This window comes from Lactobacillus sp. N54.MGS-719 (assembly GCF_000980505.1).
In the GTDB taxonomy this organism is placed as follows: domain Bacteria; phylum Bacillota; class Bacilli; order Lactobacillales; family Lactobacillaceae; genus Lactobacillus; species Lactobacillus amylovorus.
Genome location: NZ_LARO01000120.1, coordinates 1 through 1,100, shown reverse-complemented (window position 1 = coordinate 1,100; position 1,100 = coordinate 1). Strand labels below are relative to the sequence as shown.

The following is a 1,100-nucleotide window of genomic DNA, read 5'->3' as shown; positions in this document are numbered from 1 at the left end:
CTGCTGAAAAGATCTTGGCATCTATCTTTAAACCAATGATGAGCAGAATCATCTCGATGTCTAAAAACGATAATTCTTCAACCACTGTTGAAGTACCTAGCTTTAAAGGCATGACATATAAGCAGGCTGCAATTAAAGCAAATCAAGTTGGTTTGAATATAGTTAAAGTTGGCAGTGGCAAGCGTGTTACTGATCAAGGCATCAAGAAGGGCGAAAGATTAGAGTCAGGGGATAAGATATTTGTATCTACGTCAGGTAAAGTGACTTGCCCAGACATGCGTGGCTGGAGCATTAACGATTTGCATGAGTTCTCGAACCTCACAGACGTTAAATTTAGTATAAAGGGAACCGGAACTGTTGCTAGTCAAGATGTGGCTAAAGGAACAGAAATAAAAGCCGGACAGAAAATAAAAGTTAAGTTAAAGGAGTAGCATAGAATGAATATTATGCTGGCAAGCTGTATTGCCTTAGTTAGTTCACTGATTTTGACAGTGATTTTTGTACCGATGTTGATCAAATTCATGCGTTCACACCATGAAGGTCAAGAGATTCGTGATGAGGGTCCTAAATGGCACCAGAAGAAGTCTGGTACGCCAACTATGGGAGGAACAGTTTTTGTTATTGCTGCTGTTGTTTCCGTTATTTGGGTTGCTGCATGGCAACATAGTTTAAATAAAGTAGTCTGGATTCTGATTATCAGTTTATTGGGCTACGGTATTATTGGTTTTCTTGATGATGGAATCAAGCTTTACTTCAAACGTAATTTAGGTTTGAGAGCATGGCAAAAATTAGCTCTTCAAATTATTATTGCGATTGTAATTGTTATGATTGCTTCAAGTGATCATTTCCAATTTGGCTTGTACATTCCTTTCGCCGGAGTTGTACATAGCGTAGTTTTATTCATCATTTTCATTATTTTCTGGCTGGTTGGTTTCTCAAACGCTGTTAACTTGTCAGATGGACTTGATGGTTTAGCAACTGGCTTATCGGTTGTGGCTTATGGTACTTATGCTTATATTGCATTTAAACAAAAGAATTTTGCTGTTTTGGCCTTTTGTATGAGTGTAATCGGTGGTTTAATTGCCTTCTTTATTTTCAAC

At 37.8% G+C, this 1,100-nt stretch carries 2 protein-coding genes; both read left to right on the top strand.

What is annotated here, in order from left to right; genetic code table 11:
- Positions 1-431 (top strand): PASTA domain-containing protein (locus WS44_RS09515; protein ID WP_288145745.1); only part of this gene is annotated, 431 nt, incomplete at its 5' end.
- 6 nt (positions 432-437) lie between these two features.
- Positions 438-1,100 (top strand): phospho-N-acetylmuramoyl-pentapeptide-transferase (locus tag WS44_RS09510; RefSeq protein ID WP_046434117.1); only part of this gene is annotated, 663 nt, incomplete at its 3' end.